We start from the raw sequence: 15,286 nt of genomic DNA on the forward strand, positions 1-15,286 counted from the left end.
GTCGGCGCTCCGCAATTTCCCTTCTGAAATGCTAATTGGCGTATTGATTTTGGGTGTCGTTGGTACACATCCCACTCTGCAGCGTTAACCATATTGGGAACCGCCACACCAAGTCCGCTTCAGTTATGTTAACCGTTGGTAAACAGGGGCGATTGGCGGACCAACGATGTGAGCTTTGTGTTGGAGAAACACTGGGAGCGGCTGCTCAGGGAGATCGCGGCCTGCGAAATGGCAGTTCGAGAGATCGAAACCGATCTTCGACTTCGGGCAATGTCGAACGACGCCAACGACAGAGAGTTGGCCCTCCTGCGGCGATTAAAAGGTGAAAATGCCGATTTGCTTCATCGTTACCGGAATCTGAGAGAAGCGTTCATTGCGTTGCTGTGTGAAGACGATATCGCGGCCGAGCAATTTCCTGCCTGAGATCGCAGGCTACCTATCCTCGTTGCTGCGCAGTTCAAATGTCCAGCCCATATCGAGATCAATCAGCACAGTGATTTCGGTGTCCGTGTAGTTCACGGCTGCGATCCCACTCCTGTCCTTTATGCTCCGTCACAAAACGCCCGCGGGGTTCGTTCAAGAGCAATGTTTATATGAGGAACCGCTGAAGACGCATTCATTTGGCCCTGTAGGTGCCTATTCGCCTTGTTGCTTTCCAAACAGGAGGAAGCCAAGATCTTGATCATCTTCCGTTCTGATGACAAACTCGCCACAATAGTGCCTCCCTCTCAGATTTTACTGGTGTCCATCGCGCTAAAAAATGGCAGCGTGAGCGGTACTGGACCCGATGATCTCCTTCCCTCCCAACTATGCGAGCGGTGGGTGGAATAGAAGCGTCCGTGCCACCAACCAGGAGAGTGACGATGACGCATGAAATTCATTGGCCTTGACATTATAAAGAAACGGTTGCGGTCGCAATCGCCGGCGCAAGAGCCATGCGTTCGACTGCATCGGTGATGGATTGTATGCAAACATCCAGTCCTTGAAGCCGAGCAGGAGGAAAAGCTTCGGCCTGCATGTTTTTCCTGTGGCCAATCTTCACGTCAGCGCACCGGTACGGCATGGTCTTGCCGGCGCGGCCCGCCGCCATACTTGCGTCTGAAAAGCTTGATAAGCGGTTTCTCGAACAGGAAATGCGCCAAGACCGACACGGCCAGTGCAACGATGATGATAACCGCTCCAGCGAGAATACCGGGCGCCAATATCTTATGAATGATTGAGATCACCAGGCCATGCAGAAGATAGAGGGCGTAGGACGAGTCCCCGATAATCTCGATTGGTTTCAGCAGACGTCGCGGCCATAGTCCGGCATTTTCGAGCCACACGCATCCGGCCACAAGGAAAAAGGCAGGTACGCCCCACGTCATCAGGCGCAGCATTCCAGATTGCTCGCTTATCATAGCCGCGGCAACAAAACCCGTCAGTGATATGACAAGCGCGGCGATACCCGCTTGTCTGCCCTGGAACATAAAGCGCGACAGCAGAAGCCCGCCGAGGAACTCCAGCAAGAGCGGCGAGGTCCAGGTTTGTATGAAGGGGGATTGTGAGGGTAAAACCTGTCCCGCCAAGGCCATGACGGACAGGATGCCGACCGTTACAGCCAGCGGTGCGCGCACGGCAAGTCCAAGCGCGAAGACAATATAGAAGAACATTTCCATATTAAGGGTCCAGCCCACGACCAAAAGGGGAGCTACCTCGCCGTTATCGCCTGTATAGGGAATAAAAAGCAGCGATTTCCATAAATGCTCGAGGGTAAAGGTAAAGGTAGAAAAAACGCCCGCCATCGCACCGGCGCACATCACCAAGGTCACGGCCCAGTATAAGGGCACAATACGGACCAGCCTGTGATATAAAAACGCCCCCGGTCCCCCCGCCGTTGCGAAAGAACCCATGATGAGGCCGGAGATGACAAAAAAGACATCCACACCTGCCGCCCCAATCGTAAATGGGTCACCGACTATATGAAACAGCAGGACCGAAAACGCCGCGAGCGCCCTCAGAAACTGGATGGAATAAACCTTTTGCATTACCGCTCCTGAAGTACTCAACCGTTCACGTCCTTCGCCTCAAATGCAGACAGAGGCAGCGATTCGCACCAACTCGAAAAAGTCGCAGAACTCTCCTGATTTCGATGCTTGCAAGAATTGATGAGGGATACGTTCAAAAAATACCTAAAATCTGAAGAGCCAGATGACCAGAATTATTCTTACCAGAAGCAGCCATCTCATGTGTAATTGAGTAAATGCCCTGGTTACAAACGTTTATATGCCGCAACGTAGTCGATTTTGACAGTGTTGGGATAATCTGCCGGGTCTGGCGTCCCTGGCCAAACGCCTCCCACTGACTGGTTCAGGATGAAGTAGAACGGAACATCGAATGGTTCTGCTCGGGCGTAAAGTCCTGAGCTGTTGGGAAGGGGAAATGTGGTCTTCTTGACAAAGTTGTCATCGATGAAGAACGAGATTCCTGTCGTATCCCATTCGGCGGCGTATACCGTCCAACGGTCGACGCTGGGGATAACGTTTGCCGAACCGGAGTCCTGTGTATGTCCACCAGTCGATGTACCCCAGTGCAAAGTACTGTGCACTGTTTTGTCTTCAGTGGCATTGGTCGTCGAGTTGAGTTGCCCTACATATTCAAGAATGTCGATTTCGCCGCCGCAGGGCCAGTACATGCCGCAAGTTCCCCAGTTCTTTTGCAACTGCGGCATCATCCAGAACGCTGGCCAGGCCCCCCTTGCGACTGGCATTCTGATCCGTGCCTCCAGACGGCCAAAAGCCTGCGAAAACCGGTCTTTCGAGATGACAAGCCCGCTGAGCCACGATTTGGTGATCCCCAGGCAGCTCACGGACTGCTGCTTTGCGGTCAACTGTAGCGATCCGTTTTTGATCGCTACTTGCGAAGCATCATAGCACTCCGTTCCCCAGGTCTCGCCAAAACCCTCCGTGCTAGACCCGTATGTTGGGCCCGTGGTGATTGCCACCCACTTTGCGGGATCAAGTGTACCATTCGAGAATTCATCCGAAAAAGTCAGAGCCCAACCATCGCGAACGGGAACGGGTACATTGTCTGGCTGAGTTGGGAGGGAGGCGGCGATGCCTGGATTCAGCATGACATCGTCCACCAGCACCGAGACCGCACCGCCATCCTGTCTTTCGGCTGTGATACCGATCAATGTTGTATTCGGCATCGGAACGTCAATAACGACGCGCGTCCAGGCCGTTGAAGAAACGGCAATCGGGCCGGTGTTGGTATCCCATAGTGTTTCGTCAGTTACCTGATCGACGAGTTTTGTGTGAACAAGAGCGCTTCCCGTCTCCGCTCGGACATAATAAGCAACTCGGGTTAATGGCTGAGGGCATTCGCCGGGGCTTATATCTCGCTTGGCGGTGCCATATGGAGAACCGCTCAGTTTGAGCGACCAGTCATCTGTTCGTCCAGGGGAGGTTATGGCCACCGCATTGCCGCTCCACCAAACCACAAACCCGCCCGTGTCTTGCGTGAAAGACTGGTTTGCGCAGGCATCGTTCGCAACGACGACATCATCAATATAAACTGTTGTGTTGGTTGCCGGCGAAACCGGCTCGGCGGTAATGCCAATGAGCGTCTCATTGGTGATCATGACGGGAATCGAAATCCTGGTCCAAGTCGTCCCCACAACGGTCGGTCCGGCGTTGACCGAATCGTACAGGACGGCGTCGGTCATCTGATCAACGAGCTTTGTGTAAATACGAGCGCTACCCGTTTGGGTGCGCACCCAATAATTCACATAAGCGATGCCGAGCGGGCATTCGGTGGGCAATATGTATCTGCTTGCCGTGCCAGGACCGCCCTGTAAGCGCAAGGATTGTGAATCCGTGTGGCCGACGGACGTATCCACGACGGGGGTCGACCCGCTCCACCATGGTCCCCAGCCTCCGAGCCCGGCCGAAAATGACTGGTTCTCCCCGCAATCTACACTTACAGCGTGAGCTGGAGAGCCCGCAGCATACAAAATCATGGCAAGTAGCCAAGTCAGTATAGAACCTCTCACGGCACCCCCAACAAAGACATCTTGTAGTTGAATTCCAATAAGCCTGAACTGGCATCTTCTCGTCAAGTGCGGAGTTGGGGATTCGTCGAAAAGGCACATCTTTATCGCGATGATGAAAGAAACTAACCCGAGCCAGAATCTGCGCACCGTTTGATTGCAGAAGGCGTCTGTTTTTCCGCTTAGGCCTCTTTTCTTCATGACGGATTTGCTATTCATCCGTGCATTCGGAATAACTAAAAAATAGGGTTTTCTCGGGATATTGGTGTTACCGGAATGAAGCATCGGGCACACATGGGAAAAATGGCAGAGAAGATCCCCTTATGGATGCAGCGCACGAAGAACAGACGCGTGGAAATTGGCGGAATACACTGTTTTATGTGACGTTCCTTTATTTTACGGTCGGTTTCTCACCCTATATTTCACTCTCGTCGACCTATCAGGGCTCTGCCATGGCGGAGGGGTCCAACCTGTTGAACCAGCTCACCGCGATCATCCTGCTTTTCAGTTTCATGGTGTTCATGGTGAAGGAACGGTCTTTCTCCATCGTCTTCACGCCGCGTCTGCTGATGGCGACGATTTTCGGCTGGTACGCCCTCACCTCTGTCGTGGGGGAGGCGCCGATGTTTTCGCTGCGTCGGCTTGTCATGTGCGCCATCATCTGCGTGCTTGCCGGTTGCTTTTTGCAATTGCCGCGCACGGAACGGCATTTCACCACGCTGCTTGCCAGCTGCGCGATGATTATCCTTTTCCTGTGTTATTTCGGCGTCATCGCCCTGCCGTCACGATCTATCCATCAGGCAAGCGACGCGCTGGAGCCGCTTCTGGCGGGTAACTGGCGCGGAGTCTTCCAGCACAAGAACGAGGCTGCCTCGGTCATGGCGGTGCTGATCATCGTGGCGATTTATCTCTGCAGGCGCTGGTCCTTCATCGGCGGCCTACTGGTGCTGCTATTATCGCTGTTCTTCCTGATCAAGTCAGGCGGCAAGACGGTGCTCGGCCTGATGCCGATCGTCGTCGCGGCGGGCTGGTTCATCGTGCACTGGCCCCAGTGGCGTTATGTGGTCTTGGCCCTGCTTCTGTTGGTCTTCACCGTCGTGACCGTCGGCACCACGGTCGACCCGGTGTTTTCGCAGATGCTGACTAGGATGGGTGTCGATGCCAGTTTTACTGGCAGAACCGATATCTGGGTCGTCGCCATCGATTACATCCGCAAAAGTCCGATCCTCGGATATGGCTATCAGGCCTTTTGGCGCAGCGACGCCCTGATGTCGAGCATGGATAGCAACAGTTGGGCAACGACCGCGCCAGCGGCCCACAGTGGATATTTCGATCTGCTGCTTGCGGGTGGCATCCCCGGTCTGGTGCTGGTGATGATGTGGATTTATCTGCTACCGCTTCACTATCTCGGCAAAATGAACGAGGCGACGCGCAAAAGTCCGCTGACCCGCCTTTACGTCGGTATCTGGCTTTATGTGCTGCTCTACGGCTTTCTGGAAACGCTATTCTTGCTCAGTTCGGGCTCCGTCTGGTTTTTTCTCCTCGTGGCGGTAATGGGCCTGCATCTGCAGGCGAACGCCAGCCTTGCCGAAGACGAGGCAGAGCCGGAATCTGCCCGAACCGGCGGTGATGCCGACACGACACCCCACTTGCGATTACCCGTTGCTCGAAAGACGTTCGCGACTGTTCGGTCGGTACGAAACTCAGAATCTACTCGAAAATGATTGAGTGAAATCAGATAGTTGTGTTTCTGTTGGCTTGCTCAGGATGAGCGCGCCGACAATCAGCTATAAGAACCACCGCTTTCCACCACAGATCATTGCCCGTGCTGTGTGGCTGTATTTCCGGTTCCCTTTGAGCCTGCGGCTTGTCGAGGAAATTCTGCTGGAGCGCGGCATCGTCGTTTCTTATGAAACGATCCGCCGATGGGGTCGAAAATTCGGTCCGGCCTACGCAAAACAGTTGCGCAGAAAGAGGCGTGTCGCGATACCAAGGCTGCCAAGCGACTGCTGCTCAGGCTGCTGAAGAAGCAAGGCCTAACGCCGAAGCGCATCATCACCGATAAATTGCGCTCCTACCGCGCCGCAAAACGGAATGTCATACCCAGTGTCGAACATCGATCGCACAAGGGCTTGAACAATCGAGCGGAGATTTCTCACGTGCCACTGCGAAAGCGAGAACGGATGATGCAGGGATTTCGATCGGTCGGCAGTTTGCAACGCTTCGTCTCGATCTTTTCGGTCGTTCGAAATCTCTTCGTCGCACCACGCCAGAAGCGCTCAGCTCTGGCCACCACATTCACCGTATCCGCGCCATGGCGCAGCGGAAAGCTGTGACCGGCGCACTTGCCTGATCTATGCGCGGATACTCCTCCTGGCATGGGCGAAACAACGTGACAACGCCTCGCAAGGCACTCGCGCCCACCTGCATCCTGCGGGTCACCGTCAATCTCTGAAATCCAGTAGTTGCACGCCGTGACGAAACAAGGTGCGCCTTTTCACACCATCTGGCGATGTCCAAGCCTAACGCCGTCTCGTTCGCTTCACTGATAAACCGTAGAATAATTATTTCTCTACAATTGCTAACCGCAGGGACGTTGGTTCGTATCCGCTCAAGAGCTTGAACGTGAAGGAGAAAACCACGGCTTGCAAGGTACAAGGGGCTCACCTGATGTGGCGCCCCTTATGTTACCCGCAACGGTCTTTATCTAACCGACAAAATCACTTGGCATGTGCTTTCGAAAGCTGTTTCCTCGACGATGCCCACGCCACCAATGCCAAGGCAAGGGCCATCAGCGAGAGGATCGCGCCTGCCCAGTTTGGTGATGCGAGGCCGAACCCTGCTGCAATCGTCGCCCCGCCCGCCCAGGCGCCAATTGCGTTACCAAGATTGAACATACCTATGTTGACGGACGCAGCCATGGTGGGCGCGCCGGCATAATCTGCGCGGTCCATCACCAGTTTCTGGATCGGAGAGACGGTAGCAAAGCCGAAGGCGGCCATAAGGAACACGGCTGCCGAGGCAACGACAGGGCTGCCGACGCCGATCCAAAACACCAGGAGCACCGCTGCTTGGGCGGCGAGCGTCACGAACAATGTGCCAAACAAAGAGCGGTCCGCAAACCGGCCCCCAATCCAATTGCCAACGGCCAGACCGAGGCCGAACAGGACCATCAGCCACGCGATACCCGTGTCGGAAAATCCGGCTTCGGAGACCATCATCGGAGCGATATAGGTGATGGAAGTGAAGAACGCGGCGGGTCCGAAGATTGTAATGCCCATCGCGAGCAATACCTGCGGGTCCACAAACGCGCGCAGTTCCGTCTTCAGTGCGATCGGCTTGCCCGCTTCTATCCGGGGAACCAACATCGCGATGCTGACGATGGTCACCACGCCAATACCAGCGACCAACCAGAACACCAGACGCCAATCATAAACCTGCGCAAGCCAGGTGCCCAGCGGAACACCGAAAAGGTTCGCTAAAGTCAGCCCGGAGAACATGACGGCAATTGCGCTCGCCTGTCGGTCCTTGGTCACCAGCGACGCAGCGATGATCGAACCGAGACCGAAAAACGTGCCGTGGTTAAGGGCCGTCAGTACGCGACCAACCAGAGCAATTGTTAAATTTGGAGCGAGGGCCGTCAGCAGGTTTCCCAACGTGAACAGCACTGCCAGTCCGATCAGCATCGTTTTGCGCGGGACCCGTGAACCCGCAACGGTCAGGATTGGTGCACCAACAAAAACACCGAGAGCGTAGGTCGTCGCCATCAGGCCGGCGGTCGGGATGTCTAAGCTAAAGTCGCGAGCTATCTGAGGGAGGATGCCGGCAACGACAAACTCGGTTAAACCTATACCGAATGCGCCAATGGCCAGCGCGAAAAGAGCGAGAGGCATAAAATACTCCAGATGCGATATTGTTTGCCGAATACAGTTCGGCGATAATGCCGATATCGGATATGAAATTCGGGAGTAAAGCCAAAATGGCTTCGACTGCAAAAGAAACAGATGTTATTCGGCAAACGAAGCATCGGCCCGTAGAGCTGGACACTTTCGACCGAAAGATATTAGGCGCGCTCGCAGAGGACGCTTCTCGAAGCTACGCTGAACTCAGCACGATCGTGAACCTGTCAGCGCCTGCGGTGCATGATCGCGTGAAGCGGCTGAAGCGGGACGGCGTGATCAGAGGCACCGTCGCGAAACTCGACGGATGCAAGCTCGGCCGCTCACTTCTGACATTTCTGGTCATCGACACCAGCAGCTATAGCGCCACTCGTGCGCTTCTCGCGTTCACCGAAAGACCAGAGGTCGAGGAAGTCCACACGGTGGCGGGTGACGGCTGCGTTCTCGTGAAGGTGCGGGCAGCCGACACCGAGTCCTTGGAAAATTTCCTGATGGAAGTCCAGAGCCTCGACGGCGTGCGCTCTGTACGCAGTTACATCGCATTGTCGACGTTCTTGGAACGCGGACCGATGCCAGATCGATAGTTGGCTCGATCTTGGTGGCCGGGTATCGAGTGCGAGCTTGAACAGGGTCGTTGGTTCATATCCCTTCAAGACGAAGGGTTCAGGGCTGCAAGACTAGTTGCCCCCTGAACGGATCGCATGCCGATGGTCGAAGCGGCTAATATTTCTTCTTCTTGATGACCTTGTTGCCGCGCGGTCCGCTCACGACTGGCGTCCGGTTGCTATTTTCAGCGTGCAAACCTCGCCAACGTTCAAGGCGATCGGCACTAAGCTCGCCGCTGGCGATAGCGCCTCGGATGGCGCATCCTGGTTCATGTGCATGGGTGCAATCGCGAAACCGGCACAACGGCGCCAGATCGGTGATTTCGGCAAACAGCGTATCTATTCCGTCGGTAATATCGCTGACATAGAGCGTCCTGATCCCCGGCGTATCGATGACCCAGCCGCCGCCTGGAACAGCATGCAGGGATCGCGCCGTTGTGGTGTGCCGGCCCTGCGCGTCGTATTCACGGATGGTGCCGGTTTTCTGCTTCGCATCAGATCCCGCCAGGGTATTTACAAGCGTTGATTTTCCAACCCCGGAGGACCCCACCAGCGCAACGGTCTGGCCAATGCCCAGCCAGGGCCTCAACAAGGCGATGGCATCGGCTGAGCGTCCATTCAGCGCTATGACTGGCAGGTCGCGTTGCAGTGCCTCGGCCAGTGACTGAAACTGGCCGACGTCTTCCGCAGTATCGGCCTTGGTCAGCACGATGATTGCGTCGCTTCCGGCCTGGTTCGCCATGATCAGATAACGTTCAAGCCGGGCGGGATCGAAATCTGCATTGCACGAGGTGACGATCAGCAGGGTGTCGATATTGGCGACAACCAGTTGCTGGCCATGTCCGCCTTCAGGCCTTCGCTTGAACAGGCTTTTCCGATCGAGACGGGTGACGAACATACCGGTCAGCGGATCGGCAAGGACCCAGTCCCCGACTGCGAAGTCGGCTGTATTACTATTGCCCGGCAGCTCCAGTGCAACGGGTCCTGCGATATCGATCGCCTCTATGCGCGAGCGGTGGACCGATGCTATCCGTCTGGGCAAGAGGCCGGCTTCGCTGTCTTTCACCTGATCCGCAAAAAAGGCGGACCAACCGAGTTCTTCCAGCGCCGAGGTCATCGGGATCGTCATCGACTGTCGTCTCGCCTACTGATGAGGATCGCGTTTCGGCAAGGACTTGGCGTGCGCAGCGGCCTCGCCGGAATAGGGAAAATCGTCGCCCGATTGACGATCGCCATCGAACACCTTGAAGACCGGGCCATCGGTTTCGACGATTTTGTAGCCATTGACGTACTCGAATTTCGGCGTTTTCCAGCCCATCGGAAGTCCTTCCGTCGGTCCAGCATTTCTGGTCTCGAAATGATACCGGACAATGTTACCTATTGAACCGTCCATCTATCAGGTTGCGGCGCAAAATACGACCGGTGAAATTCCTGAGTGAATCAATACTGGTCTGCGTGGTCGCCGCAACAGTGCAGGCTGCTGTAGATGCCCGCACCGATGCGCTTCAGAAACAGAAGCGATTATGACGTCAGTTTTTTTTCTTCTTCTTCTTTTTCCCGGAAGACACGACGATATCCCGGTACTCGTCCATATCACCTTCAAAGGTGGTGACGGTGCCGTTGTTGACGAGCCACAGGCGGTCGACGGTCGCTTCAATCAGATGGCGATCATGCGAAATCAGGATCACCGCACCATCATAATCGTTCAGAGCTTCGATCAGCGCGCGGCGGCTGTCGATGTCGAGGTGGTTGGTCGGTTCGTCGAGGATCAGCAGGTTCGGTGCATGGAATGCCGCCAGACCCATCAGCAGGCGAGCCTTTTCTCCACCCGACAGATCCTTGGCAGCAGTTGCCATCTTCTCTGTGGCAAGGCCCATCTGTGCCACGCGGGCGCGCACCTTGGCTTCCGGTGCCTGTGGCATCAGTTTGCGCACATGCTCGACGGCGGATTCCTCAGGCACCAGATCATCCAGCTGGTGCTGGGCAAAAAAGCCGACCTTCAGGGACGGGGCCGTGCGCAGATCACCCGTTTCTGGCGAAAGACGGCCGGAGATGAACTTGGCGAACGTCGATTTGCCGTTGCCATTCGAGCCCAGCAGCGCGATGCGGTCATCATTGTCGATGCGCAAATCGATGCCCTTGAGGATGGGACTGCCGGGTTCGTACCCGACAGAACCGCCATTGATGGCGACGATGGGGGAGGCAGGCTGCTTTTCCGGGGTCGGAAACGTGATCGGCTGAACGTGATCTTCGATGACCGAAGACACCGTTCCCATGCGCTCCAGCGCCTTGACGCGCGATTGTGCCTGTTTGGCCTTGGATGCCTTGGCCTTGAAGCGGTCGATGAAGCTCTGCAGGTGCTTGCGCGCGGCATCGTTCTTGACTTTGGCCTTAGTCTGCAATTCGTCGTTTTCGGCCTTCTGGCGCTCGAACTGGTCGTAACCGCCGCGATAGAAGGTCAGTTTCTTCTGATCGAGATGCACGATGGCATTGACGGCGTTGTTCAACAGGTCGCGGTCATGGCTGATGATGATCACCGTATAGGGATAACGGCGGATGTAATCCTCAAGCCAGAGGGTGCCTTCCAGATCGAGATAGTTGGTCGGCTCGTCGAGCAGCAGCAGGTCAGGTTCGGCAAACAGCACCGATGCCAGTGCCACGCGCATGCGCCAGCCGCCTGAGAAGGACGAAGCCGGACGAAGCTGGGCTTCCTGATCGAAGCCGAGTCCGGCCAGAATGCTTGAAGCGCGCGCTTCCGCCGAATGCGCGTCGATATCGACGAGCCGCATCTGGATGTCGGCGATGCGTTCAGGGTCGGTCGCGGTCTCCGATTCCAGCATCAGCGCGGCGCGTTCCTTGTCGGCTGCCATGACGATCTCGATGAGACTATCTTCGGTGCCGGGAGCCTCCTGCGCCACCTGTCCGATCCTCGCATTTCGAGGGATCGATATGGAACCGGTTTCGGGACCGTGATCGCCGGTGATGACCTTGAACAGGGTGGATTTGCCAGCACCATTTCGGCCAACCAGGCCGGCCTTGGTGCCGCTTGGTAGCGTCACATTGGCTTTATCAAGGAGAAGGCGTCCGGCAATGCGGGTGGAAAGATCGGTAATTGAAATCATGGCGCCGTTTTGGCGAAACCGCTGCGTTATAGCAAGCTCAATGAGCATATTGGCAATCGCCACGGAAAACATAAGTGATCGTGGATGCTGCGCTGCAACAAATGATTGGTATCTATATCGAGTTCAGACGTGGGTCTGATCAGCTATGATCTCTTCCAATTCCCTTTTCCGTTCTCCGCGTAAAATACATTTCTAACCGTAGATCTGGCGTCGGCGTACCCGAGCATTTCTCTGGATGGTCACGCAGGCACTTCCTCGCAAGGGCCTTCGATTATTGACGCAGTGTCAGAGATCAAATGTGCCGTTTTCTTCGCCATCCCAATATTCGACAGGTTGGCCGTGAACCTTGTGGTGGAAGATCTACCTCCCACAGTCGAGGTGATAAACTGCTAAGGTTAGTCGCGGAATAGCGTTTGACTTGACCCTATACAAAACCGCTGCTTCAAGTGAGGCATCGAAACGTCACTTTGAGGCTCAAGTGAAAATCCTTCTCGTGGAAGATGATGTCGAGCTGGCCCAGTGGCTCATCAAGGCGATGAACCAGCGCTACGAGTTCATCATCGAATGGGCGGAAGACGGTCGCGCCGCCGACGCCCGGTTGCGCAACGAGGAATTCGACATCCTCATCCTCGATCTTGGCCTGCCGTTGATGGACGGCCGATCGGTTCTGGCTGCGATGCGGGCAAGGCAGGACAATACACCGGCTCTCATCCTGACCGCACGCGACACCTTGACCGAGCGGATCGACAGTCTGCACCAGGGTGCCGACGACTTTCTGGCCAAGCCCTTCGCGATCGAGGAACTGGAAGCGCGCCTTGTTGCGTTAGTGCGCCGCGCCCATGGTCGTCACGCGGGAATGTTCACCTGCGGAGACCTGTACTTTTCTTCATCCGAGCAGAGGTTCACGCTCGCAGGCTCCGCCCTGGAATTGACGCCCAGAGAACATTCGATGCTTCGGATCCTGATCCAACACGCCGGCGAGCCGATGTCGAAGCAGAAAATCCTCGACCGCATGTTCTCCTACGATGCCGAAATACAGCTGGAGGCCATAGAAGTCATTGCCCATCGACTTCGCAAGAAGCTTCCCGGCTCGGCACAGATCAAGACCCTGAGAGGCATCGGCTATGTTTTGGAGGACGCCGGGGCATGAGTGGGCAATCGCCTAGTGAAAGGCCCGGTCATCGTCTGGCTATTTCGCTCGGTTTCTGGATCGTGCCGGCAATCATCACTGCGATGGCGTCCACGCTCTGGTTCAGTGCGACCACGATCGCAGAGATGGCTGACAGCGCTTACGACCGTTCGCTGGCGGGAGCAGTCCGAGCCATCGACGGCAATATTTCCACGGAGAGCGGAGGCGTGGGCGTAGAGCTTCCCTACAACCTCTTCGAATTCTTCCAGCTGACGGCTCAGGGTGCTGTCTACTTCAACATCTCGACAAGCGATGGCTTCGTGCAGATAGGGGACGTCCTGCTGCCAAAGGCGCAAAGCCTGACGAGTGGCGAGCTCAGCTTCGAGGATGCCTCTTATTTCGGAAAGGAGGTTCGGATCGGGACGCTGACACGGCCGCTTGATCCTTCGAAACCCGACGGCACGCAGGTGACGATCCAGGTGGCGGAAACGAAGGTCTCAAGGACCTCCTTCCAGAACGAATTGATATTGCGGGCGGTGCTGCGCGATCTTCTTGTTGTTCTCGTGCTCGCCGCGCTCCTCAGTATCGGTGTCTATCTGGCGGTGAAGCCCCTAAACAGACTGCGTGAAATGATCGATGCCAGGGATCCGGACGATCTCAAACCGGTCGAGGCCGCGTCACTGCCCTTGGAAGTAAGGCCGCTGGTGCAGGCGATGAACCGGTTGATACAGCGGACGGTCGATGAAGCCGAGCAGCAACGCCGGTTTCTCGACGACGCGTCGCATCAGCTCAGGACGCCCATGGCGATCCTCAGAACTCAAATCGACTACGCTCTGCATCAAACGGATTTCAAGGACGTCCATCAGACACTTCGCGCATCACGAGACGTTCTCGATCGCTCCATCAGAACCACCAACCAGCTTCTATCTCTCGCCAAGGCGCGAACATCGCAAGGAACGGATATTTATCCCCAAGCGCAGCTCGACGTCACGGAGATTGCTGCCGACACGATACGGATGCTGTGGCCCCGGATCCGTGCAAGACGGATGAACTGTGTCCTTGAAGCTTCGGAGGTGCCGGTCAAAGTCAGGGCGAATGAGGGGCTTCTGCAAGAGGCCTGCATGAATATAATCGATAATGCGATTACCTATGCACCGGAAGGCACGCTGATCACTGTCACGGTGCAAAAGCAGCGCGAAAGCTGCACCCTCGAGGTGATTGACGAGGGGGCCGGAATGAGTGCGGAGGAACTCGCATTCGCGGGCACAAGGTTTCGGAGTGGAAATCGCAAATCGAGCGGCAGCGGACTGGGACTGGCGATCGCACTGACCGTAGCTCGGGCGAGCGGAGGTACTATGACGGCGGAAAATCGCCAGGATAGATCGGGGCTTATCATACGGATTGTGCTTCCGGCAACTTGATGAAAGCCAGTTGAAAGCTTGGGTCAGTTATAGCAGCGTTGCAGATTGGAGGTCTGCACACGTCATATGGAGGAGAAAACAATGACTTCTATTTCCCGCGCCGCCTTCGCGGCCACGCTCGCGTCGGCTGCGTTTTCGGCCACGCCTTCCACATCGCTTGCCGAACCGAAAAGCCCCGAATGTGTTGCTCCGGCTCAGCCCGGCGGCGGGTTTGACATCACCTGCAAGCTTGCCCAGGCGGCGTTGCGGGAATCCGGTGCCGTGAAGTCGCCGATGCGCGTGTCCTACATGCCGGGCGGCATCGGAGCGGTCGCCTATAACTCGATCGTAGGCCAGCGTCGTGCAGAGCCCGGAACGATCGTCGCTTTTTCCGCCGGATCGCTCCTTAACCTCGCACAGGGCAAGTTTGGCGCTTATACCGAGAAGGACGTGCGCTGGGTTGCCAGCGTCGGCACGGATTATGGCGCGGTCGTGGTGCAGGATAACAGCGAATACAAGTCGCTTACAGAACTGATGGAAGCGATCAAGAAGGATCCTTCATCCGTCATCATCGGTGCTGGCGGCACGATCGGCAGCCAGGACTGGATGAAGGCGGCCATGACGGCACGTGCGGCCGGCATCGACTACAAGACGATGCGGTTCGTGGCATTCGAGGGCGGCGGTGACTGCGCCACGGCCCTTCAGGGTGGCCATGTCAATGTCTGCATGAACGACGTCGGGGACAGCCAGGCGGCCATCGATGGCGGCGCGCCGCTCAAGCTTCTGGCGATCTTCTCCGAGAAAAGACTGCCGGGCAAGCTCGCCGAAGTGCCGACCGCCGCCGAACAGGGATTCGACATCAAATGGCCGATCGTGCGTGGCTTCTATGTCGGTCCGGATGTCAGCGACGCGGATTATAAGTGGTGGTCCGATGCGTTCGCCGCGACCATGAAGGCGCCTGGCTACGAGGCCGCTCTTCAGAAGCGTAACCTCCTTCCCTTGCCGATGACAGGTGAAGAGACGACAGCCTTCGTCGAGAAGCAGGTCGCTGCATACAAGACGCTTGCGACCGAATTCGGTCTCGCCACCAAGTAAGGGGCA

Annotated in this window: 11 protein-coding genes and 2 pseudogenes; 7 read left to right on the forward strand and 6 right to left on the reverse strand. The window is 56.3% G+C overall.

All coding sequences use genetic code 11. The features are described 5' to 3' along the window. Window positions 1-168 precede the first annotated feature (168 nt). Window positions 169-423 carry a hypothetical protein gene (locus tag FCH38_RS16390; protein ID WP_174374390.1) on the forward strand — a complete coding sequence of 85 codons (255 nt, stop codon included), beginning with the start codon at window positions 169-171 and terminating at the stop codon, window positions 421-423. Between the two features lie 620 nt (window positions 424-1,043). Here FCH38_RS16390 and uppZ read toward each other — a convergent pair. Beyond that, window positions 1,044-2,027 (reverse strand): polysaccharide biosynthesis acyltransferase UppZ, encoded by a 984-nt coding sequence (gene uppZ, locus FCH38_RS16395; RefSeq protein WP_153517093.1) that lies wholly within the window; start codon window positions 2,025-2,027, stop codon window positions 1,044-1,046. A gap of 224 nt (window positions 2,028-2,251) precedes the next feature. Then, a complete protein-coding gene (locus FCH38_RS16400; protein ID WP_174374391.1) occupies window positions 2,252-4,249 on the reverse strand; it encodes a glycoside hydrolase family 16 protein in 1,998 nt (665 codons plus the stop codon). 104 nt (window positions 4,250-4,353) lie between these two features. Between FCH38_RS16400 and uppW the strand changes: the two genes are divergently transcribed. Together uppW and FCH38_RS16410 are read left to right on the forward strand one after the other, a co-directional pair. Continuing rightward, window positions 4,354-5,754, forward strand: a complete 1,401-nt coding sequence (gene uppW / locus FCH38_RS16405; RefSeq protein WP_236776631.1) for a Wzy-type polysaccharide biosynthesis protein UppW — start codon at window positions 4,354-4,356, stop codon at window positions 5,752-5,754. A gap of 43 nt (window positions 5,755-5,797) precedes the next feature. Next, a pseudogene (locus tag FCH38_RS16410) lies at window positions 5,798-6,383 on the forward strand (IS6 family transposase). A gap of 367 nt (window positions 6,384-6,750) precedes the next feature. On the opposite strand, the gene FCH38_RS16415 reads toward FCH38_RS16410, so the two are convergent. Beyond that, window positions 6,751-7,923: an MFS transporter gene (locus tag FCH38_RS16415; RefSeq protein ID WP_153517091.1), complete on the reverse strand. Its 1,173-nt coding sequence runs from the start codon at window positions 7,921-7,923 to the stop codon at window positions 6,751-6,753. 86 nt (window positions 7,924-8,009) lie between these two features. Here FCH38_RS16415 and FCH38_RS16420 point away from each other — a divergent pair, with 86 nt between their 5' ends. Further along, window positions 8,010-8,513, forward strand: coding sequence for an Lrp/AsnC family transcriptional regulator (locus tag FCH38_RS16420; protein ID WP_174374392.1), 504 nt, complete (start codon window positions 8,010-8,012; stop codon window positions 8,511-8,513). 136 nt (window positions 8,514-8,649) lie between these two features. Here FCH38_RS16420 and rsgA read toward each other — a convergent pair whose 3' ends face one another. The 3 genes and pseudogenes from rsgA to FCH38_RS16435 all read right to left on the reverse strand — a co-directional run. Next, a complete protein-coding gene (gene rsgA, locus FCH38_RS16425; protein WP_236776632.1) occupies window positions 8,650-9,651 on the reverse strand; it encodes a ribosome small subunit-dependent GTPase A in 1,002 nt (333 codons plus the stop codon). A gap of 27 nt (window positions 9,652-9,678) precedes the next feature. After that, the gene (locus FCH38_RS16430; protein WP_174374394.1) at window positions 9,679-9,852 is read right to left on the reverse strand and encodes a hypothetical protein; all 174 of its coding nucleotides are present in this window, start codon (window positions 9,850-9,852) and stop codon (window positions 9,679-9,681) included. A 220-nt stretch (window positions 9,853-10,072) separates the two neighbouring features. Next, window positions 10,073-11,656 (reverse strand): annotated as a pseudogene (locus FCH38_RS16435) (ABC-F family ATP-binding cassette domain-containing protein); the annotation flags it as partial. 478 nt (window positions 11,657-12,134) lie between these two features. Here FCH38_RS16435 and FCH38_RS16440 point away from each other — a divergent pair. From FCH38_RS16440 to FCH38_RS16450, 3 genes are all read left to right on the forward strand, one after another. Continuing rightward, the gene (locus FCH38_RS16440; RefSeq protein WP_149900643.1) at window positions 12,135-12,806 is read left to right on the forward strand and encodes a response regulator; all 672 of its coding nucleotides are present in this window, start codon (window positions 12,135-12,137) and stop codon (window positions 12,804-12,806) included. Next, a complete protein-coding gene (locus tag FCH38_RS16445; protein ID WP_174374395.1) occupies window positions 12,803-14,206 on the forward strand; it encodes a sensor histidine kinase in 1,404 nt (467 codons plus the stop codon). The genes FCH38_RS16440 and FCH38_RS16445 overlap by 4 nt, the downstream gene beginning before the upstream one ends. A gap of 81 nt (window positions 14,207-14,287) precedes the next feature. Continuing rightward, complete coding sequence (locus FCH38_RS16450) at window positions 14,288-15,280, forward strand: Bug family tripartite tricarboxylate transporter substrate binding protein (RefSeq protein ID WP_149900645.1); 993 nt, start codon at window positions 14,288-14,290, stop codon at window positions 15,278-15,280. The last annotated feature ends 6 nt before the right edge of the window (window positions 15,281-15,286 follow it).

It is taken from the genome of Agrobacterium tumefaciens (assembly GCF_013337285.1).
In the GTDB taxonomy this organism is placed as follows: domain Bacteria; phylum Pseudomonadota; class Alphaproteobacteria; order Rhizobiales; family Rhizobiaceae; genus Agrobacterium; species Agrobacterium burrii.